21 protein-coding genes are annotated in these 23,083 nt (G+C 35.1%); 7 read left to right on the top strand and 14 right to left on the bottom strand.

What is annotated here, in order from left to right:
* Positions 1-100: 100 nt before the first annotated feature.
* From HNP25_RS13320 to HNP25_RS13310, 3 genes are all read right to left on the bottom strand, one after another.
* Positions 101-487, bottom strand: a complete 387-nt coding sequence (locus HNP25_RS13320; RefSeq protein WP_184134850.1) for a group III truncated hemoglobin — start codon at positions 485-487, stop codon at positions 101-103.
* 139 nt (positions 488-626) lie between these two features.
* Positions 627-1,439 (bottom strand): phytanoyl-CoA dioxygenase family protein, encoded by an 813-nt coding sequence (locus HNP25_RS13315; protein WP_184134848.1) that lies wholly within the window; start codon positions 1,437-1,439, stop codon positions 627-629.
* A gap of 120 nt (positions 1,440-1,559) precedes the next feature.
* Complete coding sequence (locus tag HNP25_RS13310; protein ID WP_184134846.1) at positions 1,560-2,306, bottom strand: acyl-CoA desaturase; 747 nt, start codon at positions 2,304-2,306, stop codon at positions 1,560-1,562.
* Positions 2,307-2,574: 268 nt separating this feature from the next.
* Here HNP25_RS13310 and HNP25_RS13305 point away from each other — a divergent pair, with 268 nt between their 5' ends.
* Positions 2,575-3,699, top strand: a complete 1,125-nt coding sequence (locus HNP25_RS13305; protein WP_184134844.1) for an adenylate/guanylate cyclase domain-containing protein — start codon at positions 2,575-2,577, stop codon at positions 3,697-3,699.
* On the opposite strand, the gene HNP25_RS13300 is transcribed toward HNP25_RS13305, so the two are convergent.
* Both HNP25_RS13300 and HNP25_RS13295 read right to left on the bottom strand, forming a co-directional pair.
* On the bottom strand, positions 3,696-4,364 hold the full coding sequence (locus HNP25_RS13300) for a Rossmann-fold NAD(P)-binding domain-containing protein (protein WP_184134843.1): 669 nt from the start codon (positions 4,362-4,364) through the stop codon (positions 3,696-3,698). The two genes, HNP25_RS13305 and HNP25_RS13300, sit on opposite strands and share 4 nt — an antisense overlap.
* A 61-nt stretch (positions 4,365-4,425) precedes the next feature.
* A complete protein-coding gene (locus HNP25_RS13295) occupies positions 4,426-5,478 on the bottom strand; it encodes an arginyl-tRNA--protein arginylyltransferase (RefSeq protein ID WP_184134841.1) in 1,053 nt (350 codons plus the stop codon).
* A gap of 253 nt (positions 5,479-5,731) precedes the next feature.
* Between HNP25_RS13295 and HNP25_RS13290 the strand changes: the two genes are divergently transcribed.
* The 5 genes from HNP25_RS13290 to HNP25_RS13270 all read left to right on the top strand — a co-directional run bounded on the left by HNP25_RS13290 (position 5,732) and on the right by HNP25_RS13270 (position 13,842).
* A complete protein-coding gene (locus HNP25_RS13290; protein WP_184134839.1) occupies positions 5,732-6,340 on the top strand; it encodes an RNA polymerase sigma factor in 609 nt (202 codons plus the stop codon).
* A gap of 130 nt (positions 6,341-6,470) precedes the next feature.
* Positions 6,471-7,571, top strand: a complete 1,101-nt coding sequence (locus tag HNP25_RS13285; RefSeq protein ID WP_184134837.1) for a FecR family protein — start codon at positions 6,471-6,473, stop codon at positions 7,569-7,571.
* A gap of 182 nt (positions 7,572-7,753) precedes the next feature.
* The gene (locus HNP25_RS13280; protein ID WP_184134835.1) at positions 7,754-11,212 is read left to right on the top strand and encodes a SusC/RagA family TonB-linked outer membrane protein; all 3,459 of its coding nucleotides are present in this window, start codon (positions 7,754-7,756) and stop codon (positions 11,210-11,212) included.
* A gap of 22 nt (positions 11,213-11,234) precedes the next feature.
* Positions 11,235-13,097, top strand: a complete 1,863-nt coding sequence (locus HNP25_RS13275) for a RagB/SusD family nutrient uptake outer membrane protein (RefSeq protein ID WP_184134834.1) — start codon at positions 11,235-11,237, stop codon at positions 13,095-13,097.
* Between the two features lie 19 nt (positions 13,098-13,116).
* Positions 13,117-13,842 (top strand): DUF3823 domain-containing protein, encoded by a 726-nt coding sequence (locus HNP25_RS13270; RefSeq protein ID WP_184134832.1) that lies wholly within the window; start codon positions 13,117-13,119, stop codon positions 13,840-13,842.
* Positions 13,843-14,141: 299 nt separating this feature from the next.
* Here HNP25_RS13270 and HNP25_RS13265 read toward each other — a convergent pair whose 3' ends face one another.
* The 4 genes from HNP25_RS13265 to HNP25_RS13250 all read right to left on the bottom strand — a co-directional run bounded on the left by HNP25_RS13265 (position 14,142) and on the right by HNP25_RS13250 (position 17,823).
* Positions 14,142-15,236 (bottom strand): Fic family protein, encoded by a 1,095-nt coding sequence (locus HNP25_RS13265; protein ID WP_184134831.1) that lies wholly within the window; start codon positions 15,234-15,236, stop codon positions 14,142-14,144.
* Between the two features lie 131 nt (positions 15,237-15,367).
* Entirely contained in the window at positions 15,368-16,282 is a 915-nt protein-coding gene (locus HNP25_RS13260) for a helix-turn-helix domain-containing protein (protein WP_184134829.1), read from the bottom strand.
* 77 nt (positions 16,283-16,359) lie between these two features.
* A complete protein-coding gene (locus HNP25_RS13255) occupies positions 16,360-17,115 on the bottom strand; it encodes an SDR family NAD(P)-dependent oxidoreductase (protein ID WP_184134828.1) in 756 nt (251 codons plus the stop codon).
* A 96-nt stretch (positions 17,116-17,211) separates the two neighbouring features.
* The gene (locus tag HNP25_RS13250) at positions 17,212-17,823 is read right to left on the bottom strand and encodes an FMN-dependent NADH-azoreductase (RefSeq protein WP_184134826.1); all 612 of its coding nucleotides are present in this window, start codon (positions 17,821-17,823) and stop codon (positions 17,212-17,214) included.
* Positions 17,824-17,935: 112 nt separating this feature from the next.
* On the opposite strand from HNP25_RS13250, the gene HNP25_RS13245 reads away from it, so the two are divergent.
* Positions 17,936-18,280 (top strand): winged helix-turn-helix transcriptional regulator, encoded by a 345-nt coding sequence (locus tag HNP25_RS13245; RefSeq protein ID WP_184134825.1) that lies wholly within the window; start codon positions 17,936-17,938, stop codon positions 18,278-18,280.
* A gap of 168 nt (positions 18,281-18,448) precedes the next feature.
* Here the strand turns inward: HNP25_RS13245 and HNP25_RS13240 are convergent, their stop codons facing one another.
* From HNP25_RS13240 to HNP25_RS13220, 5 genes are read right to left on the bottom strand one after another with little or no spacing between them, the layout of a single operon-like run.
* The gene (locus HNP25_RS13240) at positions 18,449-19,489 is read right to left on the bottom strand and encodes a hypothetical protein (protein WP_184134823.1); all 1,041 of its coding nucleotides are present in this window, start codon (positions 19,487-19,489) and stop codon (positions 18,449-18,451) included.
* Positions 19,486-21,153: an FAD-dependent oxidoreductase gene (locus tag HNP25_RS13235; protein ID WP_184134822.1), complete on the bottom strand. Its 1,668-nt coding sequence runs from the start codon at positions 21,151-21,153 to the stop codon at positions 19,486-19,488. The genes HNP25_RS13240 and HNP25_RS13235 overlap by 4 nt, the downstream gene beginning before the upstream one ends.
* Positions 21,135-22,631, bottom strand: coding sequence for a polyamine aminopropyltransferase (locus HNP25_RS13230; RefSeq protein WP_184134820.1), 1,497 nt, complete (start codon positions 22,629-22,631; stop codon positions 21,135-21,137). The genes HNP25_RS13235 and HNP25_RS13230 overlap by 19 nt, the downstream gene beginning before the upstream one ends.
* Positions 22,632-22,633: 2 nt before the next feature.
* On the bottom strand, positions 22,634-22,852 hold the full coding sequence (locus tag HNP25_RS13225) for a DUF350 domain-containing protein (protein WP_184134819.1): 219 nt from the start codon (positions 22,850-22,852) through the stop codon (positions 22,634-22,636).
* A 51-nt stretch (positions 22,853-22,903) separates the two neighbouring features.
* On the bottom strand, positions 22,904-23,077 hold the full coding sequence (locus tag HNP25_RS13220) for a hypothetical protein (protein WP_184134817.1): 174 nt from the start codon (positions 23,075-23,077) through the stop codon (positions 22,904-22,906).
* Positions 23,078-23,083: the final 6 nt, after the last annotated feature.

Genomic DNA, 23,083 nt, shown 5'->3' with positions numbered 1-23,083 from the left:
GCCAGCGCCAAGTAATGGTGGCAGAATGTTGAGTTCGCAATTTCGAGGTAGTTGATAGAGTATTACGCTTAAAATCGCATTTGCTTTTGTATAAATAAGGCTAAACAGGAGTATTAAAATGATGTATTTTAAAAGCCCAAGATAAGGCTACGTTTTTGGCTCTTGTTTTAATTTCCTCGGCTTTTTCCCCTTCAAAATGTTCATCAACTGTTGTATTGAAAAGTTCCAGCCAAGTAGCAAAATGCTGTGGATTGAGCGGATGTTGATTGTTAATGACTAAATGCGGACGAAGCGGATGTCCTTCATACCCTTCTTTATTGAAAAGAATCATCTCCCAAAAGCTATACATTTTTGGTAAATGTTTTCCCCAATTTACTTTGGCAATTTCATCAAAAATATAGCCTAGTTTATCGTTGTCACGTACTTTGTCGTAAAAACTATTTACTAGGAGTTCAATATCGGCACGAGTTTCTAAATGCTTTTTCATTTTTTTAGTGATTAGTAATTGGTGATTAGTGATTAGCAAAAAATAAAATGTAATTACTGAAAATCTAATTCTTGCAAAATAGCAATTTTTAGAAAAAAATCTAATCACTATTTACTAATCACCAATCACTATTCTACACTTACTTCACAACTAATTTTCCCAATTTATGATAAAAAGGAGTTTTGCTTTTTTCGTCTTTGGGTTGGTATTTTCCTTGAACAATCGGAAAATACATGACTCTTCTACGAGATTTTTCGCCAGTAAATGGACAAACTTCTACTCTATGCCACAGGTCGCCATCGTGTACGGTTAAATCACCCGCTTCTATGTTTAAACCTACTTCGTTTTTGTCTGGATTATGATCAATGAATTGTTTTTTTAGGAACAATACTTTCATTTTACTCAGTTTGTGCGTACCAGGCAATACTCTCAATCCACCATTTTCCATCGGACAATCATCTAAATGCGTACCAACATTCAGCATTTTTAAGATTTTTTGTCCTAAAAATAAATCTCTTGGGCTGTCGGTATGCCAACCCATTTGTGAGAATTTACTATTATCGGCATTCACATAATGATTGAAAACCAAACCATCTTTTTCGTCTTCACCAATGCGATTGGCATTGTCAGGAATCAAAGTAAGTAAGGCTTTCAAACGTGGGTCTTGTAAATATTCATGCAAGATAGCACTGTGTTGTGATAAAAAACACAAACGCTGAATCATGGGATTGCCTTTTTCATCCTTCCCGAATTTCAAAGGAATACCGTTCATCTTATCAATACCTGCCTCAAGCCATTCTTTTTCAACACGATGTGCTTCTTTTTTGAAAGTTTCTACGCTTTCTTTTGAAATAAAATTTTTGAAATGAATAAATCCATATTGGTCGAAATACGCTTTTTGTTCAGGTGTTAATTGCTCGCCAAGCGTAAAAGTTTTTGCATCAAAGTCCATACTTTATAAATTGTGAATGAGTGAATTGTGATTTAGTGAATGGGAATGTGCAATCAGTTTTTTTGACTTTAAGAACAATAATCACTAATTCACCAATCACTCATTCACTAAATAAATTACTTACATATAATTCAAATCGTTATTGCGTTTTAGTTTGATGATGTGTAATGAATTCAAGAACAGGATTACTGGATAAGTAGGGTCGAATTCATGCCATTTGATACCAAAATTGGCTCTTCCGCCTAATTTATGGTGATTGTTGTGGTACGATTCTCCCATCATCAAGAAATCGAATGGTAATAAATTTTTGGCTGTATCATTTACTTTGAAATTGATATAGCCATATTTATGAGCAAACCAGTTGATGATTACGCCATGAACTGGACCCATTAAATAATGAATCGGTAACAAAGCATATTCCCAAGTATGGGTAGCAAATTTCATATAAAACAAAGTATATAGAACACCCCAAGCAATTCTGACGAACCATTTATCGCCTAATTTTTCAACCAAAGCATAATAAGGAACACCTTTCAAAAATTTAGGTTCGATGCCTGCACGGTCGTTCAGAATGGCATTATAATAATCCTTAGTTTTCCACATCATGTGGAAAAGGTTATCTGAATAACTTGGTGAGTGTGGGTCTTTTTCTGTATCGGCATAAGCATGATGCAGACGGTGCATGATTCCATAAGCTTTTGGACTTAAAAATGAAGAGCCTTGCGTAATAAAAGTAAACCAGTAAAAGAATTTCTCCCAACCCCTCGACATCGTGAACATCTGATGTGCTGCATAACGATGTAAAAAGAATGTTTGAGAGAATAACGATAAATACCAGTGAGCTAAGAAGAAAATTAAGATTGCCATATAAGTTTTTTTTACAAAATTATCGCAAGTGATAGGCTTAAAATATGATAAAAGTCAGTGGAGATACTGAGGATGATTAACAATAGCATGATTTTGATTACCCGCCATCTTTAATTATTTCACTGATGGTCTAAGCTTTAATAGTGGATACACAGAAAATATTTGAAGATAAATTGACCAAGCCTTGTGTGCTTTAGAACTTAATAGCTTTATTTGTTGTAGTTGATTTGAGACCAAGAACCACGCTTTAATTTTGATAAAATTTGATATGTCAGTAGAAAAATTAGATTACACAAGTCGTGCTAGAAGAATAACGTTTAAATATCCATTATTCACCCATTTATCTATCCAAATAAATTTTTGGATTCTAGCACATATCTCTTTTGTAGTGATTCATTATTTAATACTTCGTTCGTTTATGACAACTGCAAATTTTGTCATGGTCGATACCTTAGCATCAGGTTTTTTACTAGCAGTGATTTTAGGTCTTTTATTTGGTATCTCATTTGGAATGATTGAATACTATTTGGAAAATAGATTTTTCAGAAGGAAATCGCTTGGAAGAGTATTGATATTAAAAGCCATACTATCTATTATTGTTTCCTTGGTGCTCTTCTATATTATCAGGTATGTGCTTTTTGTGCAATTTATTGCTCCAATTGTTAATTTAAGCAAGATAAAACTGAATGACGAATCGTGGAGATACATCTTCTATTTATTCCTGATTCAAACTTCTTTTATGAATATTATCATCAGTTTTATCAACCAAATGAATAAAAAGTTTGGACCTGGAATTTTGTTACCTCTTTTACTAGGCAAGTATCGTAATCCTAGAGAAGAAGAAAGAATATTTATGTTTATGGATTTACAGTCATCAACAACCATTGCCGAAAGCTTAGGGCATATTAAATACAGTGCTTTTATTCAGGAGAGCTTTATGGATATTAACGATGTTGTACCTAAGTTTAGGGCAGAGATATATCAATATGTTGGTGATGAAATTGTAATTTCATGGACGGTTTCTGAAGGGTTGAGAAAATCATCGTGTGTAGCTTTTTATTTTGCTTGCGAGGCACAATTCAACAAAAGAGCGATAGAATATACAAATGAGTATGGTATAGTACCAAAGTTCAAGGCGGGACTTCATTTAGGGAAGGTAACGGCAGTAGAAATCGGTGAAATAAAAAGAGATATTGCTTATCATGGCGACACCCTAAATACTGCAGCCAGAATACAAAGTGTTTGTAATGACCACGGTAAATATTTGTTAGCCTCAAAAGAAATAGTTGATTGTGCCAATATTACTGAGCAATATATGGTAGAGTCGATGGGTGAAGTTTTGTTAAAAGGAAAACGGAATCTTGTTGAGATTATGAGCATCGAACAATGTTAGATACCTGCTAGTTCGTGTATATCTTTTACTTCCAATACCTTTTTTTTATATCCATCCAACGTAGCATTAATCATGGCTAAGCCAACTTGAGTGAGTGTACAAACATAGTTGTGAAACAATGTTTGAAAGATTGGAAACAGCCAGCTGAGATAAGAATAGTAGCGCTGAGTATATTTTAAACCATCAGTTGGATGAATATAGCCAGGTCTGAAAGCAAAAACATTTTTGAAAGGCAGTTTCATCAAATCGTTCTCTGTCTTGCCTTTTACTCTTGCCCACATACTTCTTCCTTTTTCGGTACTATCTGTACCTGCCCCAGAAACATAACAGAAAGTCATATTTGGGTTTTGTTTGCTAAGTATTTCAGCAATGTGTAAAGTAAGCGTATGTGTCAATTGAGTGTACTCGGGTTCTTTTTTGCCTAAAGAAGTAACACCTAAACAAAAGTAGCACGCATTATAACCCTTTAGTTGATCTTTAATAGGAGTAAAATCAAAAAAATCTTGATGGATAATTTCGATTATTTTGGGATGATGGATTCCACAAGGTTTTCTATTGATTACCAATACCGTATCAACCTCTGGGTGCATCAAACATTCGTGTAATATACCTTCGCCAACCATGCCTGTAGTACCTGTAATGATTGCTTTTATTTTTCCTTTCATGTTATACGATAGATATATCTTCTAAATTACATATAAATATTGAATAATTATCATGAAAAAATCATATTGTTTTAATTAAAGACACAGAAACTATATTTGCCATAATATTGGCTGATTCGCTAGAGTATAAGTATTTGACTGTTTTTAAAAGGTTTGTGCTGTAATGCTCGCCAATATTTTTGTCGGCATAGGTTCTAAAAACACTGCTAGAAAGTAATAGATGATATTGACTGTCACGAATATCATAAACAATTATCGGACTTGGGTTACTTTGATCTACTTCAAAACAGAAAATAAAAATAGGAAAATCGAAAAGATTCAAGCCATTTAGGTTGGTCATCAAATCAGCATCGAAGTAATCGTATTTGAAAAATGTATGCTCAAACCCAATTTCATTCAGTTTTTCCGATAATGCTTTGAGTTTTTGAGTCATGATTACAAAAGGAATATTATCTTTTGAAAAATTCTCAAAACTTAGCCAATTGTTGGTATGTATATCAAGGTATTCAAGATTGTTTTTTGCTAAATCTAATTTATAGTCAAATAAGGGATAACCTGGTGCAAAATAACCCGGATAGAAATAACGTATTCCCAAATTCTTACAAAAATCTATTTTCTGGTACATCAAGAATTTCCCTAAGCTATGTTTTTTATAATCAGGGTCATAGAAACAAGTGATGCCAGCGGCAGAGTTATCGCCCAAGTCAAAGAAACCTGTTGCAATTAATTTTTCTTGGTCATACACACTCACTTCATAAGTATTGAAAATATCGTTTTCTCCATTATTAAAGAGTAGATTTTCTAAAGAAGGAGAAGCATCAAAAGTGATATGATTGCTATATTTTTGAAAAAGGGTTTCTTGTTTTTCATTCAATTGAATTGGCTGAATCACTACTTTGAAGCCTGCATTAAGTTTCTCAAGTTTTTGTTGCGTTTTAGTTTTTTCAAAAGTCGATAAATCAATTCTAAGCCAAATAGCACTGTAGATAATTCCTGAAAATTTCAGAAAATTAGTTGTAAAAATAGTCTGCCCCATTCTAAACCATCCATGGGCAAGATAGTCGTCTAGTTCGTGAGGATGTAGAGAATCGGGGAAATTTAGTTGCGCAAACATTTTTAAGAGTAATATTAAATATAATTAACTGTAAATGTAAGGAAAAATGTTTTTTGAAGGAAATGAGGTAAAAGTACTAGCCTACATAACGATGAGTATTGCGTTATTAACTATCCAATTTGCATCAGACACCAGACCAATACACTATATTAATTTTATTACTGAACAAAAATTTAGTATTTTTTTATTGTTTTTTATTGTTATTTTGTGTGCTTCTTTTGTCTCAATTAATATTCACCATTATCCTTAAAATATGTCGTATCCATCTTCTCAATGTGAAGAATTAGCCCTTTGGCATGATTTGCGTAATAGCGATGAAGATGCTTTGGCTACTCTTCTAAGGTTATATGCAAAGCCTTTAATAAGTTATGGTCGAAAAATGATTAATGATGATTCAGCAATAGAAGATTGTATCCAAGAAGTATTTATTCAACTTTGGCAATATAGACACACGCTAAAAGAAGATGTTGGTTCTGTAAAAGCATACATTTTTTCTTCGGTAAGACGGAGAATTCTTTCAGAAATCAAGAAAAACACTTTTTTAACTACTCAACACAACAACTTAGAATCAGAAGGATATTTCGATATAGGTTTTTCTATCGAAGAGAAAATCATTCAAGATGAAACAGAACTTCAGCGTGTAACAATCATTAATCAGCACCTCAATAGTCTTTCTAAACGCCAAAAAGAAGCCATTTATTTAAAGTACTTCAAAGAACTCAACAATCAGGAAATTGCTGATATTATGGGAGTTAAATACCAAACAGTAGGCAATCTAATTCACGATGCCCTTACTTTTTTACGTACAGTCTTTCCAAATGATGCTGTATGGCTTAGTGTACTCTTCCTTTATTTCAATTAAAACTACCTTTTCTTGATTTTAAAATATCTGATTTTCAGTTAGTTATAAATATTTTATTTTTTTTTATTCAAAAAGCAGTATGGAAGTATTCAATACCTTCTACTGTATATAGAAAGCATATTATTATTTTATGAAAAAATATAATGATTATACGGTTCTTGATTTCCTAGTTGACAAAACCTTTGTTCAATGGGTTAGAAGTTCTGGTCATAAAAACCCTGATGATTTTTGGACAAAGTGGGTAAATGAAAATCCTCATCATCATACAATGGTACAACAAGCCAGCGATTTTATCCTTGCTTCAGGCATAGAAGGAGAATCTGTGAGTGATTTTCAAGTAGAATTATTGATTAATAAAACCCTCAGTACAATCAATACCGTTAACAATAGAGTGCCTATTAAACTAAGAGTGTTCCAACATAGAGAATGGCTTTTAAAATTGGTTGCTTCCGTTGCTTTGTTTTTGACAATCGGTTTTGCCACTTATTTATGGCAGAAAAATATCTCAGAAAAGCTTTTTGCTACAAAAAACAATCAAAAATTGATTGAAAAGGAAAACCTTACATCATACAAAATGCCAGTACAATTACCAGACGGCAGTACGGTACTCTTGCAACCTAATAGTAGCGTAAGTTTTCCTGAAACTTTTCAGAATGCCAGTAACAGAGAAGTCTATTTGAAAGGACAAGCCTTTTTTGAAGTAGTTAAAAATGCCAAGCATCCCTTTTTGGTTTATGCCAAAGAAGTTACAGTTAAGGTACTAGGAACTAGTTTTACTGTTCAAGCTTTTACCAAATCTACAGATGTAAAGGTGGTAGTTAAAACAGGCAAAGTAATGGTTTTCCCTAAAGAGGTTTCAAGTTTAGACGACACTTCTAATACTATTATCTTATTACCCAATCAGCAGGTTATTGTCAATAACGAGAGCCATAAAATCAATCAGTCGCCTATTCAACCAGCACAAGTAAAAGCTATTACCTCTGGTTCTACACCAACCATAGAATTTAATGATGTACCCATTAAAGATATATTCCATAAACTCGAAAGTATGTATGGCATTACTATCTATTTTGACGAAAAACTACTTGGAGATTGTTCACTAACGACAAGTTTGGCTGATGAACCACTTTTTGAAAAATTGAAACTGATTTGCGAAGCAATAGGCCCTAACTCTCATTTTGAGGTCGTAAACGGAAAAATTGTTATTCATTCACAAGGTTGTAACCAATAAAAAAACAGTATATGCTCTTCCCTTTAACATTACCACCCTAGCCACTAAAAAAGGTGTTAGCAGTGTACTACCACTGCTAATACCTTTACTATTAATCCCCTTGATGCCTGATGAACATAAACCCTTTTTAGAGAGGGGAAGGGGATTTTTTGTGCTTTTATAATATAAAAACGAACAATTATATGAAAAAAAATCGACAATCAAATGCCTTTTGGTTTACTATTATGAAAATAACTGGACTACAGTTTTTCATGATTTTGTTTCTCACGAGTTTTGCGTGGGCTAAAAGTTCAGCGCAAGAAGAGCTGAATAGGAAAATCAGTGTATCTATTGATGGAATAAAGTTAAAGTCTGCTTTACAAAAAATTGAGAAAACTGCCCAAGTACGGTTTTCTTATAACTCGCATGTAGTACCGTTAGAACGAGTTGTTTTTTTTGCCGCTAAGAACGAAAAACTCTCTGAAGTTCTTGAACGTTTGTTGAAACCGTTAGCGGTAACGTATGTGATGGTTAACAAACAAATAGTATTAAGAAAACGAGTAAACCCTTCAGAGTCTTCTAATATTATAGAGGATATTGAAGAGGAATTACCTGTTGAACAAAATGTTTCTGGTACTATAAAAGATGAAAATGGGAAGCCATTGGCAGGGGTAAATATTATCATAAAAGGTACAATAAAAGGGACGAGTTCTGATGAAAATGGTCAATTTAAAATAGACGTTGAGGATGAAAATACAGTTTTAGTATTTAGCTACGTAGGCTATTCAAAACAAGAAGTGGTTGTAGGCAAACGGACTTTTTTTACTATTTCAATGGCAATTGACCAAAAATCGTTGGATGAAGTAGTGGTAGTAGCTTATGGAACGCAAAACAAAAAAACGATTTCAGGGGCAATTTCCACCGTAAATGCTGAGGAACTTTCGCATAGTAAAACGGCAACAGCGGCTGGTGCACTTGTCGGAAAGATACCAGGTCTGAATTTCCGTCAGACTACAGGTCGTCCGGGTAGTGAGCCTTCTATTCAGATAAGGAATATAGGTACGCCACTGGTGATTATTGATGGAGCCGTTCGGGATATGGGGAGTTTTTCTCAAATGGATTTTAATGATATAGAATCTGTTTCTGTACTGAAAGATGGTAGTGCTGCTATTTATGGAATGCAGGCCGCTAATGGAGCAATTGTGGTAACCACTAAGAAAGGTAAAAGAAACCAGAAGTTAAAAGTAGGTTTACAAAGCTATTTTGGAATACAAAAAGCATCAAGGTATAACATGCCGGCTGATGCAGTTACCTACCTTAGGGCTATTATCCAAGATGAAACTTATAACGGAGTATCCGAAAATGCTAGAACTATCAAAAAAGAGGAATATGAAAAATGGGTTAATAAAGTAGATGATGATCATACCTCTTTTGACTGGTATAAATATATCTGGCAAACAGCACCACAATTTTATAATAGTATTAATCTTTCTGGAGGGTCTGAAAATGTTGACTACTATGTAAGTGTGGGTAATCTACAACAACAAGGACTTCTGAGAAACTTTGTAGGCTTTTCTAGAACCAACTTTCAATCTAATATAAATGCAAACATCTCAAAGCGATTCAAAATAGGTTTTGGCATGCAGGGGCGTTTAGAACACAATGAACAGCCAGGTCTGCCCGGAGATGACTATTCGTTTGCGGAACAAACAGCATTTCGTAACCTTCCTACAAAGAAGCCATTTTACAACGGCAATGAAGATTATCCACTGATATCAACCATTGACCCTCAATACAGTTATGGATGGGTTGGTTACAAAACTTCTGGTAAATACCAAGCTGAATCTAGAGTGATACTTATTAATGGATCGGCAGAATTAGAGATTGCTAAAGGGTTTAAAGCAAGAGGATTATTTACCTATTGGTATAAAAACTATAAGACCGATTTGCTAGAGCTTTCTCCAATTCTTTATTCGTATGACAAGGCATCGTCTCAGTATAACGTGGCTTATTCTGGAAATGGCCGCTATGTTGAAAGGTTTATCCAAAACAATGAGGAAGTTACTACCAACTTACAATTGGAATATAAAAAATCCTTCGGTAACCACAATCTCTTTTTGTTTAGTGGTATGGAGGGCAAAAGAGGAACGTATCCGAGTGTATATATTTGGGGCTCTCCTGTAGCAAATGGGATTCAATATTTGACAAATGCAACGCCAGGTATTACAGTAACCGATAATATAAGTTATGTTCAGAAAAGGCTAGGGTTTATAGGGCGACTAAATTATGATTTTGAAGGTAAATACATTGCAGAATTTTCTACACGATATGATGGAAGTTACTTTTATCAACCAGGTAGTCGGTTTGGTTTCTTTCCATATGGATCAGTAGCCTATCGCATATCCCAAGAAAATTTCTGGAAAAATAATGGTTTCTTGAGTAATACTTTTAATGATTTAAAGTTAAGGGCTTCCTATGGTATAGCTGGTAAGGAGCTTGGTTCAGCTTTGTCTTTTATCACTGGGTATAACTATAATACAGGAAATGCCATATTGAATGGAGCCAATGTAACAACAAGTACGGTATCTGGTTTACCTACAGTATATACTTGGGGACGGGTTAAAACATTAAATGTCGGTTTAGATGTAGTATTATTAGACAACCGTTTAAAAGGTGGTTTTGATTGGTTTAGCCGTCACCAAACAGGAGAACTAGGTAGTCGTTACGATGTTCTTTTGCCTAATGAAGTCGGCTTCGGTCTTCCATCTGAAAATTTAAATGGCGATTATACGAAAGGTATTGAGCTTTCTTTGGATTGGAAAGATAAGATTAAAGATATTAATTACTGGGTGGGTGGAAATTTTAGTTTTTCAAGATGGATAACAGGCGAAAGATATAAGCCTCACTGGTCATCTGCTTACAATCAATATCGAGATCTTGGTAGTACAGAAGGGCGCTATAGAGATGGGTCATTTCAATTAATTGCCATCGGACAGTTTAAAACTTGGGAAGAAATTGCTAAATATCCTGTTGATCAAGACCATGCAGGGAATACAACCCTTAGACCTGGTGATTATATCTATCAAGATACTAATGGCGATGGGTATATTACTGAACTCGATATGAAGAATGTAACCTATAGAACCAACTCTGGTACACCTTGGATAAATTTCGCTTTCAACTTTGGTGCAAACTGGAGAGGAATTGATGTTCGTGCAGATTTTGTAGGAGCCTCTGCTTATACGTATGAACAACAAGGTTATATGCGTTATTTTGACCCTAATGCAAATGTTTCACAATACTTAGCTGATAATTCAACTTGGTACAAAGATATTTGGGATAAAAACAGTGGTTTTAACATCGGAAAATATCCTCTTTTAACAAAAGGAGTAAACAACTGGATGAATACCCATTGGCCAAACAGTTATTGGCAAACCAATATTACTTATGCCAAACTACGTAACCTTGAACTTGGATATACTTTGCCTACTGTACTAACCAAACGAGCAGGAATAGCCAATCTTAGATTTTATTTTGCAGGTTATAATATGCTTACTATCTCTAATATGCCAGCAGGATTAGACCCTGAAATTACTTCAAGTTCTGGTAATTCTTATCCTAACCCTAAAGTGTACAATTTTGGCTTCCAAGCATCTTTCTAATGAACTTCAAAATATCAATTAAATGAAAAATAGAATAATAACAATATTTTGCATATTAGCCTTGCTTTCAACAGCTTTAAGCAGTTGTGTAAAAGAACTTGACGGAGAAGTGGTTAACAATTTACCTGAAAGTGTTGTGTATAATGATAAAACCTTGATTCAGTCAACTCTTGCGGCTTTTTATACTTCTGTGAATTATGGACAACAGAATGGTGACTATGGAGCTTACCATTTACTCGACGAGGCCAACGCTCAATATGGTGCTGCCACCACCACAGATGATGAAAAACAAATACCACGTAATTTTTACAGAGTATATGACTATGGATTGGTAAGAAGGATTAATCAGTTTTTGAAAGGAATCAACTCTTCAACAGCTAAATCTTTACCTTCTTTGCCCGAATCCGAACGTTTAAATATGGAAGCTCAGGCTAAATTTTTACGTGCATGGTATTATTTTAGTATGGCTCGTTCAATTGGTGGGATGCCAATAATAGGCGATACCGTTTATACATATCAAGCGGGGGTAGATGTTACTGGTTGGAGAGTACCACGCTCTACAGAAGCACAAATATACCGATATGTTATTGACCAATGCGACCAAACTATACCACGACTAACCTCTTCAAAAACAACCAATTCGGCTGTAGTCAATAAATGGGCTGCATTAATGTTAAAATCCCGAGCGGCTATCTATGCTGCTTCCATTGCAAAATATGGAAACTTAAAAACTCCGACCGTGCATACAAAGGGTTGGGAGGCTGGCATACCCGCAGATAGTGCAACAGCATTTTATACATTGGCATTGGCTACAGCACAAAAGGTGATTGCAGAAAGTCCGTATGTAATCCAGAAAGATGCTGCTAATCCGGGCTTGGGCTTTTATAAAGCCACGAGTGTCAAGGCTGGCAATACAGAAGTGATTTGGGCGTTGGATAGGCTTGCCCCCAATGTAGTAACCACCTTTACAAATTATGCTATGCCTTATTCCTTGCGTGACTACACAGAAGGTAATGCCTTAGGAGCACTCCTTAACTTAGTAGAAGCTTTTGAAAACAAGGATGGTAGCAATTCAGCTATCAAAACAAATAATACAGATGGTAGCTATGTTTTTTATAATAGCGTAGAAGACCCTTTTACTGCAAAAGACGCTAGACTTTGGGGTACAGTTATTTGGCCAAATGCCACTTACCGTAATCTTGCAGTAAGTTTACAGGCTGGTCAAATCAACAAAAATGCCTCTGGTAATTATGTGATAAATGCAGGGTCAACGGGAAGTATCAATGCAGGAGATGTACTAACATCTATTAACGGTCCTGTTGCAAACTCCAATAACTATGTGAACAAAACTGGATTTTTAGTCCGTAAATTTCTTGACGAAACAGTTGGTGCGGGTTTAAATCCTACTTTCAGTGCGATGTGGATGCCTCGTTTTAGAATGGCTGAGGCATATCTCATAGCGGCTGAAGCAGCATTTGAATTAGGACAAACAGCTTTGGCTGTTCAATATATCAATGTTGTTAGAGACCGAGGAGGCATTCAACCTTTAACAACTTCAACGCTTACTTTTGATAAAATTGTGAATGAATACCGTGTTGAGTTCGCCTTTGAAGACCATCGCTTCTGGGATCTTAAAAGATGGAGATTGGCGCATACATTTTGGAATGGTGTTCCTGGAGATGCTACCGCACAAATGTTTTCATTATTTCCCTATAAAGTTGTTAGCCAAGGTGACCCCAACCATGGGAAATGGGCTTTTACAAAGCAAGTCTCATACAAAAGAGCAACAACCCCTTTGTATTTCCCCATCACAAATTATTATGGAACTATCGAGAGTTCTTGGATTACCAATAACCCAAAGCTTGTAATCAATCCTAATCAATAACCATTTCAACTAGGACGATATGAATAAAAATATCTATAGCATTTCAGCATTGATGATAATTGTGTTGATTTGCATTACAGCATGCAGCAAAGAAATTGATAACTGGGGTTATCCTACGTCAGTTGTATCAGGTCAATTCCTGTATAAAGGGCAACCTTTACAACTGATGGGTACTGCGTCAGATGTTGCGGGTACAAATATGCTTCAGCTAAATCAGATTGGACCCGAAAAGTGGGATGTAGGATATATCAAAATGTTTGGTAAAGAAGATGGTACATACACAATCAATACATTTGACGGTGATTACTACTTAGTAATTACACCCGGTAAAGGCCCGTGGGTTGCAAACAAAGATACTGTCCGGTTTTCATTACAAGGAACTAAAACAAATGCTAATTTTGAAGTGACCCCCTACTTTTGGTTATCTAATTATGCCAATGAGTTTAGTGATTCAACTTACAAAGCAACATTTAATCTTGAAAAAATTGTTGCTACGGCAGCACTGGAAAAAGTAGTAATATATTTAGGTGTTACATCAATTGTTGACAATACCTCGAAAGTATATGAAAAGGCATTTACTAATTTGCCAGTAGGTAATAACAGTATTTTTCTGGATTTAAAAACATTAACTGCATCTCAAAAGGTCACGTTATCTAAAACAGGATTTATTTATGCACGTATAGGAGTGAAGACGACTGGAGTAACTGACCTTCTTTATTCAAAAACAATAAGGCTTCAGCTTTGATATAATATCACACCTGTTTAATATAGTAATCTTTAATAATGGACACTTCAAAAAGAGGTGTCCATTATCATTTATAAAATGAATGTGAAGGCAAGTTAGTGCCTCAGACCCCTAAAACAGTAAAAGTACTCAGAAATGAATGCTTTTTGCGGTCTGGACGGATGGGTGTAACATTCTGTAAGATAAATATTTACCCCTATGTTTTGATGCTGGTAGCAAAGCTAGTATCATCAGATTTCTAGTTTGCTCCAATTTTTTCTATTGAAAGCTGTTAATACACTTGCTTCATCATTTTGATACTAATAAACCAGTTCATAATTGGTACTTCTTCCTCCTGTATTTTCTTTCTGCAAAACTCCTTTTGACATTAAATCTTGAATGTCTCTCAGGGCTGTATCTGCCGAACACTTTGCTATTTTTGCCCATTTTGAAGAAGTAAGTTTACCCTCAAAATTATCCATCAATTTATTTAATAAAAGTCGCTGTCTTTCATTGAATGACGTATTGCTATGTTTTTCCCAAAACCTTGCTTTTGCTAATACTTTTTCCAGAATTATATCGGTGTTGAGTAAAGCTTCTGTTAAACATTCTAAAAACCAATCAAGCCAAATAGTTATATCCGACGTGCCTTTTTGTACTTTTTCTAAGGTTTCATAATAAAGATTTCGCTGTTTCTGAATCTGTGCCGACATACTAAAAAAACGTTGGCGACTGCCATCTGCTTTTGATAATTGCATATCAGTTATGGCTCTTGCAATTCTACCATTACCATCATCAAAAGGGTGAATGGTTATAAACCAAAGGTGAGCAATCCCTGCTTTTAAAACAGGGTCAATCATTTGGTCTCCATTAAACCATGAGATAAATTCCTGCATTTCTTGATTGACTTTTGAAGCTTCTGGTGCTTGAAAATATACTCTTTCTCTACCCATAGCACCCGATACCACTTGCATAACATCAGTACGCCATGTTGCTACCGTTATTGGGTACATTCCACTTCTACCAGTTGGGAAAAGTGCAGCGTGCCAATTAAATAAACGTTCATCACTGAGTGGGGATTGATTATTCTGTGTTGCATCTAACATTACTTCAACAATTCCATCTACATTTCTATCAGATGGCACTAAACCAACAATATCCATTCCTAAACGCCTTGCTAAAGACGAGCGGACTTGCTCAGGATTAAGAAATTCTCCTTCAATTTCAGTTGATTTTAATACGTCTAAAGTAAGCGTAGCTAGAAAAGCTTCTTGCTGGAGAACAAAGCCTAATTGTTCCATTTTACCCATGAGTCTGCCTTGTAGATTTCTAACCCTGCCAAGTGGCACAGAAAGTATAGCGTCGTCCCAAGTAAAGTTTGTCCAATTAGCCTGTTGATGTATGTAGTTGCCCATGAGAAAATAAATTATGCGGTGAATATAGCGATTATTCTCCGCATAATGTGCGGAGAATAGCTTTGTTTTTCTCCGCAAGGCATTTTGAAGTATTTATAGAATCTTCTACCTGTAAACATCAATGTGAATCTCTAATTATAACTATTTCGGTATTCAATGGGTGTTAAATTAGTCTTACTTTTAAATAGCTTACTGAATGACTGCGAGTATTCAAATCCTAATTGATAAGCGATTTCACTTACGGTTAAATCGGTTGTAATGAGAATCTCTTTCGCTCTTTCAATCAATTTATTGTGAATATGTTGTTGGGTATTTTGTCCAGTCAAACTTCTCAGCATATCGCTTAAATAAGAAGATGATACATTCAATTCACTGGCAAGCTTCTCGACCGTTGGCAGTGTCATATCTGCATTATTGGCAAAATAGTTTTCTAAAATACGTTCAAAATTGGTTAAAAGGTCGTTAGTAGCCATTTTTCTGGTGATAAACTGGCGACTATAAAAACGGTTACAATAGCTTAAAAGCAGTTCAAGATTTGATACAATAACATCTTGACTAAAATTATCCAACCTTGAATTTATCTCTTTTTGAATGTTCCGAACGATCGCCTCAACGGTCTTTTCTTCTTCGTCTGAAAGATGAAGAGCTTCATTCACCGAATAGGAAAAAAAGCCATAGTTTTTGATGACTTTTCCTAACGGATATTCCCTAATCAAATCAGGATGAAATAGTAATGACCAGCCATCTTTATTTCTATCTTCCTCATTATCAATGCTAATTACTTGGTTTGGTGCAATGAATGACATCGTGCCTTCGTCAAAATCGTAGTAGTTTTTACCGTATTTTAACTGTCCTTTAAAGCTTCTTTTGATGGATATATTATAAAAATTGAGTAGCAAATTTGGCTTTTCTTCGTCTTGAATTGAAGTAGCTTCTGAATGGTCAATAAAAGTAATTAAAGGATGTAAAGGTTTGGGTAAAGTAAGCAAACGATGCAATTCCGAAACTGAATTGATAGTTTGAATATTTCTACGGCTCTTTTCCATTTTATGAAATTATGAGGTAAATAGAGAAGCGAGAAAACTTCTCTATTTACTTGGTATCATTACTTTTTGATTATGATTTACTTAAAACCACCTGACACTTCAACGGTTTGTCCAGTAATAATTCTTGATTCATCAGAAGCAAAAAATACCGCCATACTACCAATATCATTTGGGGTAGCCATACGTCCCAAAGAACTTCTAACAACAATGGATTGAATTGCCTCGGATTCTTCTGCAATTCCTAATTTTGCGACTCCATCCGTAAAAACACCACCTGGGCGAATAGAATTAACTCGAATATTTTTTGAACCTAATTCTTGAGAAAGAGCATACGTAATTGAATCAACTGCTCCTTTTGAAGCCGCATAAACAACAGAGTATGGTTCTGGTCTCGTTCCCGCAAATGAACTAATATTAATGATACTTCCTCCATTTTCTCCAAATATTTTGATGGCTTCTTGGGATGTGAGAAGTACTCCTAAAACATTTAGGTCGAAAATGCGTCGGTAAGAATCCTCCGTGAATGATTCTAATAATGAAAATCCGTAAACACCAGCGTTATTTACCAGAACATCTAAACCACCAAAAAAATTTACGGTTTCTTCAAAAAGACGTTTTACATCGCTTTGATTTGACATATCTCCTTGAACCGCAATGGCATTTCCGCCCGCATTGATTATGTCGGCAACCACCGCATCAGCACTCTCTTTACTTGAAGCATAATTTACTACTACTTTTGCCCCAGATGCAGCCATTTGTTTGGCAATTCCAGCACCAATTCCTTTAGATGCACCCGTTACCACTACCACTTTGTTTTCTAATTTATTATTCATCGCTTTGTTTATTTGTGAAGCACAAAGGTCTGAAGTTCAAAAAGCTTGTTTGTGTTTAAAATGGAGTTGTTTGTGTTCAAAATGGGTTTTAAGGTATTAATCTATTACAATACTATCAATCCCTTTTTGTAATGCAGTATCTTTCACCACAGGTACATGAAGCCCTTCCGCTCTAAATACACTAAGGTCGGTCATGCCCAAAAAGCCTAAAAAAGATTGTAGATAAGGTGCAACAAAATCATGTAATTTGCCTTGCTCATCAGTATAAATGCCACCCGAACTCATGGCAACATATACTTTTTTGTCTTTTATAAATCCTATTGGTAAACCTTCTGCACTATAACCAAATGTAATGCCACGGCGAGTAATATGGTCTATCCAAGCTTTTAGTGAACTGTGAATAGTACGGTTGATAAGTGGAGCTCCAATTACAATCATATCTGCTTCAAATAATTGTTTCACCAATTTGTCGGATAAATCAAGTCTTTGTTTGGATTCATCTGTTTGATACTCTGCTGGAGTAAACATCGCTTGTAGCGTTGCTGGACTAAGATGAGGAATATTGCTTTCGACCAAATCCAAATGTTCAACTGTACTTTCTGGATATTTCTCCTGAATTTTTTCTACAATAGCATTGCCCAGTTTTCTGCTGTACGATTGCTCACCCATTATGCTGGAATTAAGCTGTAATATTTTCTTTGAACTCATCTTTTGTTTTTTTAAAATTGAATGGCTCAAAGGTAAAAAATGTAAGTATTGAAAAGATAGTAGTTTCCCAAAGGAAAGTGGTTACCTTTAGGAAAGCTATTATTATTGCATCATGGAAACAGAAATAACAAAAACAGAATGTACAAGTAATTTAAAGAATGTAATAGATGCTTTGTATGTATTGAATGGGAAATGGAAATTACCCATTGTATTGAGTTTGGTAAATTCACCAAAGCGTTTTAATGAAATTATGAAAGACGTAGAAGGCATTTCTCCCAAAATATTGGCTCAAGAACTGAAACATTTAGAGCAAAACGAGTTAGTAGTTAGAAATGTATATGCCACCACTCCCGTGAGTATTGTTTATGAAGCATCGCCATATAGCGAAACCTTGAAGGATGTTTTAAGAACTTTGAGTGATTGGGGTGCTGGGCATAGGAAGAAGATTATTGGATGAGTATGGCGTTTAAAATAGCTCTATAAAATTTTAGTAAAAGCTTGATACTAATGTAAAAATGAAGGTACTCTAATATGTTTTTCTTGCGTTGAAGCAACCCCAACCCTACTATTTGAAAAAGTAAGTTTTATTCTTATCATAAAAATAGTGTTTCACGAGATTATACTATTATTCAAACCCTTTCTTCCAAATAAAACCATCCAAAACATAATGTGTTACTTGCGGAAGAGCTAACAAAGGGACGAAGAAAGATAAAGCACTTGTTGAAAACGTCGTAGGTAAAAAATATGCCCAAGAAAAAAGTGTATCGTAGCTCCGCCACTGGGTTGCGTCCCAAATTGCTTCTTCAAAATAGGCAATCAATACAATGGTAAGAATGAAAAATAATACTCCATTCTTACTGAAAACAAGCCTACTAAATCCTTTTACTTGCCCTTTTCGTTGATGAAGGTCAACCCAAATTAAGCACATATACGGAACGCCATGAGCTACTACATTCAGAATAGTAAAGATTAAATCGTTGTTAAAATATACAATTCCAAAATACCAAGAAGCCATTGTTCCTGCAATCAATAAAATACGAGGAATGTTTACTTGATGATTAATAATACAGTAAGATTCTTTGAATATGTAAAGCACGACTAATCCAGCATAAATCCAATTAATAATTGATAAATATTGAGTGTTAGTAAATGAGTAAAAGTCTTGTTCTACAAACCAAAGAAATTCTCTTGGTGAGTTCAAATGCCAGTGGATTATTGGCAAAATAGTTGCTCCGTAAATGGTGATTTCATCAAATAAATCTAAATATTTTGACTGATAATGTTGCCGATTATACAAGCGAACAAATCCATATTGTTGCCTTATGAAGTGAAATACAGCTAAATACGCTAAAATACGCCAAAACCATTCACTACCGGCAAGCCAATAAATTGAGACAAAAGCGAAATAACAGAGTAGGGGAGTCAGCGTATAAAGTATTCTATGTTTTTTAAAGCTTCCTGAATCAAAATAGGTTTTGAAAAGCATACTATGAACATGTGCTACATCTATTAATAATACAAAAACTACCCACGCCCACAGTGGCGTTGTTTCATGGAAAAAGTAAGATTGAGCAAAAATGAAAGCGAGTGCTAATGCCACAAAAGTTGGGGCAATGATGAACAATAAATCAATCTTTGCGTTGGTAATCCAAGGTTGTTTTGTCATGAAATTGATAAGTATGGTAGTATTTCATCGGCTACTCGATTGCCTTGATAAAATGATTCTTCAAAAATAGAAACACCGCTCAAATCGCTATGGGCTAAGAATATTCGATTATCAATATTTTTGGAAGCCGATTTTCGGTTTTCAGATGAAAGAAAGCCAAGTGTCGGAGCAATCATGCCATGTCCCCAAATTTTAAGATTAATTTCATCAACTGTTGCTCTTATGTTAGGATGAAAACTTTCTAAATCTATAAGAATTTCCTCCGTCCATTCTTCGTGTGTTTTCTTAATTGCCTCTTTACGAGCTTCTACGGGCGATTTATGCGATAAAGGTAAATAATAAGTGAGTACCCATTTATCAACCTCCCTACTTACTTGTTGATGCGTGGCACTGATATAACCCAACGAAGTAGAATTGTATGCTACGTTATCCCAACATAAAAAACGATCTCTTTCAATAGGTATTTTATTGACGGTAATATTGGCAACCAACCAAGGTGCGTATTGAAATGAATCAGTTGATATTTGAATAGATTCTTTTGGTAAAATTCGCTGATTGACGAATTGTGGCGTAGCCAGAATAACTCGCTGGGCTTTAATTTTTACTGAGACATTCTTGTTCCAGTTGTAAGCCGTGGCTTCTACTCCATCATTATTCCAATTTACTTGTGTTACCAGTGTTTTAGTCCTGATTTTATCTTTGAAATCGGTTGATAAGGCTTTTGCCAAAAAGTTGTTTCCTTCTGCCCAAGTCAATACTGCGTTACTTTCCGCATTGTCAGCTTTTCCTCTTCTGGCGGCAAAATAATGAATACCCGCATAAGCGGAGGTTTTTTCACTCGTGATGCCATAATCATCTCTGCAACAATAGTTGACGTACCAAAGTAAATATTCAGAATCAAAATGATGCTGGCTCAAAAAATCAGTCATTGAAATAGCATCTAACTCTTGATACACTTCATCTTTTGATGCCAAAGCCAAAGGAATATCAAAAGCCCAACGTCCATCACTTCCTTTTTCCTGACGATATTGATTCATCAAAGCTAAAAAATCACTTATCTGCTTTCTATCATTTTCTGAAATACCATAATTTGGGATTAATCCTTCTTGCCAACGACCTTTCAAAAAAAGTCGTTCTTGTGGCGATTGACATAAATGATATTCATTATAAATTGGTAAACCTGCTGAATTATAACCTGTTATGATATTGTGTTCTTCTAAAAATATCAATAATTCTTTGTCTTCATTATTAGGAATTGGCAAGTAGTGAGCTGCCCAAGGGTAAGATGTGGTTGCGTTTTTCCCTGCATCAGCATTTCCGCCAATGTGGTCTTCTAAATCCACTAATAGAAAGTTTTTATGACCAGCTTTGTGTAATTTCCGAGCGGCACTTAATCCAGCAATACCCGTTCCTACTATTAAAATAGGTACTTCAATGATTTCTTCGCTTTGCTTTTCTTCGCCTTTTTTAGGAATAGATAGATTTCTTAATAAATGTCCTATTTGATGGTTAGCTCCTAATATTCGTCCTTTAATTATGGTTTTTACGGGGTTTAAAATTGCTTTTGTTCCCCACGATAATCCAAAGAAAGCTCCCAATCCAGCCAAAGAACGGAGTAAAAACGCTTTACGTGTTAGCCTGTTGTTCATTGAACTTTCCCCCATTCTTCTTCAAAATAATGTACTAAAATCTGGTTATTTAATTTATTAGTTTCTGTCTGAACCGATTGCATATCTTTCGGAAAATACGCCATTTGTTTGAAAGAATCTTTGGTTAAAAATTTCAAATTTGGCACATAAGTTTCTGCCACGTGAAATGCTGATTTTGAAGCTAAGACATAGCCCCATTCTCCAAATGAAGGTACATAACAATGATAAGGTTGCGTTTGTAGCCCGACAGATTGAAGAGTTTTATTGACACACCAAAACGATTTTGGAGCAACATAAGGCGATGTTGATTGCACCACCAAAATGGCTTCGTCACTCATTAATTTAGAAACTTCACGGTAAAAAGTATTGGTGTAAAGTTTTCCAACGGAGAAATTAGAAGGGTCTGGAAAGTCAATCACCACAAAGTCAAATTGCTCATTCGTATTTCTTGCCCACTGAAAGGCATCTGTATTGATAACTTTTACTTTAGGATTAGTCAAAGAACCTTGATTTAGCGAAGTAAGTAGCGGATTTTTCTTGAATAAATCCGTCATGTAAGTATCCAAATCAACCAAAGTAATGTGTTGAATTTGAGGATATTTTAATAATTCACGCACCGCTAAACCATCTCCGCCACCTAAAATCAATACTTTTTTAATAGTTTGTCGGCTTGCCATGCCTGGGTGAACGAGTGCTTCATGGTAGCGGTATTCATCTGTTGAACTAAACTGTAAATTTCCATTGAGAAACAGTTTCAATTCTCGTTTATTCCGAGTTAAAATAATGCGTTGATAATGACTTGATTTCGCAAAAATAATCTTATCCTGATACGCCATAGATTCCGACCAAGACATGATTTTATCAGAAAGTATAAAGCCAATCACTAATAAAACCAGCACTGTCCAAGCGGATATTTTTAGGGCAATTTTATGCTTTAATTCATCCGAAAATTGATAGCAGACAATTAAGGCAACAATGGTATTGAAAACGCCAAAGAAAAACGAAGTACGAATTAAACCCATGTAAGGCACAAAAAGCAAGGGAAAAAGTACGGAAGCCAACAAAGCCCCGATGTAGTCGAAGGTGAAAACTTTAGAGACAATTTCTTTAAATTCAAACTTGCTTTTTTCTAATACTCGCATCAGTAAGGGAATTTCTAAACCTACTAAAACACCCGTAAGACCGATGAGAAAATAAAGAATGATTCTGAAAGAGGCTACTTTATCGAATACCAAAAACAAAATAGAGGAACTTGTTCCGCCTACTAAACCCACCAAGATTTCAATTTTCACGAACCAAGCCAATAATTCTTTTTCAACGTACTTGGAGAAATAAGAACCAACGCCCATCGAAAACAAGTAAACCCCAATAATGGTTGAAAATTGCGTTACAGAGTCACCCAACAAATAACTGGCGAGCGTTCCCGCAATAAGCTCGTAGATAAGTCCACAAGTAGCAATGACAAAAACGGCGAATAATAAAAGTATAGGCATAATTATCCGTGAATAGCCGAGCTAATGATGATGGCAATGGCAATAATAAAAGCGGCAAAAATGATGGCAATAGCCATATTATTTTTGTCCACTACTTGTTTGTAGATATTCTCTGGTGTTATTTTTTCAATAATCACGAAAGAAACTACTAAAATACAAATGCCAATAAATGAGAAAAGAATTGAGTCAACAACAGACTTTAGGTGAATGATATTTTCCATATTTTTTGAAGGGGTTTATGCGAAATCGAAAATGATTTAACTGTAAAATACTTATTTATGTTGAAATCCATTATTCGCACCTTGTGGCGACCATTTTTCAGGATGAGAATCCATGAAGTAAAATAAGCCTTGTCCATTATATCTACAATACCCAAAGTAGAATAGTACAAGAGTTACAATACCAATATAAGTAATTTTCTCGGGTGCTTGCTTATTGATTTTCATGTTCAA

Source organism: Arcicella rosea (assembly GCF_014204325.1).
Classification (GTDB): Bacteria; Bacteroidota; Bacteroidia; order Cytophagales; family Spirosomataceae; genus Arcicella; species Arcicella rosea_A.
Note: the sequence above shows the minus strand (reverse complement) of the source record. Positions and strands in the feature narration are given on the sequence as shown.

What these genes read in the sequence shown, in the direction of transcription:
- HNP25_RS13300 (WP_184134843.1), bottom strand. Translation starts at nt 4,364, where the DNA reads ATGAAAGGAAAAATAAAAGCAATCATTACAGGTACTACAGGCATGGTT.
- HNP25_RS13285 (WP_184134837.1), top strand. Translation starts at nt 6,471, where the DNA reads ATGAAAAAATATAATGATTATACGGTTCTTGATTTCCTAGTTGACAAA.
- HNP25_RS13230 (WP_184134820.1), bottom strand. Translation starts at nt 22,631, where the DNA reads ATGCCTATACTTTTATTATTCGCCGTTTTTGTCATTGCTACTTGTGGA.
- HNP25_RS13295 (WP_184134841.1), bottom strand. Translation starts at nt 5,478, where the DNA reads ATGTTTGCGCAACTAAATTTCCCCGATTCTCTACATCCTCACGAACTA.
- HNP25_RS13245 (WP_184134825.1), top strand. Translation starts at nt 17,936, where the DNA reads ATGGAAACAGAAATAACAAAAACAGAATGTACAAGTAATTTAAAGAAT.
- HNP25_RS13260 (WP_184134829.1), bottom strand. Translation starts at nt 16,282, where the DNA reads ATGGAAAAGAGCCGTAGAAATATTCAAACTATCAATTCAGTTTCGGAA.
- HNP25_RS13255 (WP_184134828.1), bottom strand. Translation starts at nt 17,115, where the DNA reads ATGAATAATAAATTAGAAAACAAAGTGGTAGTGGTAACGGGTGCATCT.
- HNP25_RS13265 (WP_184134831.1), bottom strand. Translation starts at nt 15,236, where the DNA reads ATGGGCAACTACATACATCAACAGGCTAATTGGACAAACTTTACTTGG.
- HNP25_RS13320 (WP_184134850.1), bottom strand. Translation starts at nt 487, where the DNA reads ATGAAAAAGCATTTAGAAACTCGTGCCGATATTGAACTCCTAGTAAAT.
- HNP25_RS13270 (WP_184134832.1), top strand. Translation starts at nt 13,117, where the DNA reads ATGAATAAAAATATCTATAGCATTTCAGCATTGATGATAATTGTGTTG.
- HNP25_RS13310 (WP_184134846.1), bottom strand. Translation starts at nt 2,306, where the DNA reads ATGGCAATCTTAATTTTCTTCTTAGCTCACTGGTATTTATCGTTATTC.
- HNP25_RS13240 (WP_184134823.1), bottom strand. Translation starts at nt 19,489, where the DNA reads ATGACAAAACAACCTTGGATTACCAACGCAAAGATTGATTTATTGTTC.
- HNP25_RS13235 (WP_184134822.1), bottom strand. Translation starts at nt 21,153, where the DNA reads ATGGGGGAAAGTTCAATGAACAACAGGCTAACACGTAAAGCGTTTTTA.
- HNP25_RS13305 (WP_184134844.1), top strand. Translation starts at nt 2,575, where the DNA reads ATGTCAGTAGAAAAATTAGATTACACAAGTCGTGCTAGAAGAATAACG.
- HNP25_RS13315 (WP_184134848.1), bottom strand. Translation starts at nt 1,439, where the DNA reads ATGGACTTTGATGCAAAAACTTTTACGCTTGGCGAGCAATTAACACCT.
- HNP25_RS13220 (WP_184134817.1), bottom strand. Translation starts at nt 23,077, where the DNA reads ATGAAAATCAATAAGCAAGCACCCGAGAAAATTACTTATATTGGTATT.
- HNP25_RS13250 (WP_184134826.1), bottom strand. Translation starts at nt 17,823, where the DNA reads ATGAGTTCAAAGAAAATATTACAGCTTAATTCCAGCATAATGGGTGAG.
- HNP25_RS13290 (WP_184134839.1), top strand. Translation starts at nt 5,732, where the DNA reads ATGTCGTATCCATCTTCTCAATGTGAAGAATTAGCCCTTTGGCATGAT.
- HNP25_RS13280 (WP_184134835.1), top strand. Translation starts at nt 7,754, where the DNA reads ATGAAAAAAAATCGACAATCAAATGCCTTTTGGTTTACTATTATGAAA.
- HNP25_RS13225 (WP_184134819.1), bottom strand. Translation starts at nt 22,852, where the DNA reads ATGGAAAATATCATTCACCTAAAGTCTGTTGTTGACTCAATTCTTTTC.
- HNP25_RS13275 (WP_184134834.1), top strand. Translation starts at nt 11,235, where the DNA reads ATGAAAAATAGAATAATAACAATATTTTGCATATTAGCCTTGCTTTCA.